The sequence below is a fragment of the Mesorhizobium waimense genome (assembly GCF_003601975.1).
Taxonomy (GTDB): domain Bacteria; phylum Pseudomonadota; class Alphaproteobacteria; order Rhizobiales; family Rhizobiaceae; genus Mesorhizobium; species Mesorhizobium waimense.
On sequence record NZ_QZWZ01000288.1, the window covers coordinates 1 to 232 of the forward strand.

The window sequence follows — 232 nt, forward strand, 5'->3', positions numbered from 1 at the left end:
GAGCTCGACATCCTGCCGGCCGAGGAGCGGACCTACCTTTTGGAGGAGCTGAACCGGACGGAAGCGGAGTATCCGTCGGATCTGTGCCTGCACGAACTGTTCGAACAACAGGTGCGCCGGACGCCCGCGGCGGTGGCATTGGTGCATGAGGACGAGCGCCTGAGCTATGGCGAGCTCAACGCCCGGGCCAACCGGCTGGCGCATCATCTGATCGCCCTCGGGGTGAGGCCGG

At 66.4% G+C, this 232-nt stretch carries 1 protein-coding gene; it reads left to right on the forward strand.

Features of this window, described 5'->3' with window-relative positions:
* On the forward strand, nucleotides 1-232 hold a 232-nt coding region (locus D3227_RS41040; protein WP_147377867.1), incomplete at both ends, for an AMP-binding protein.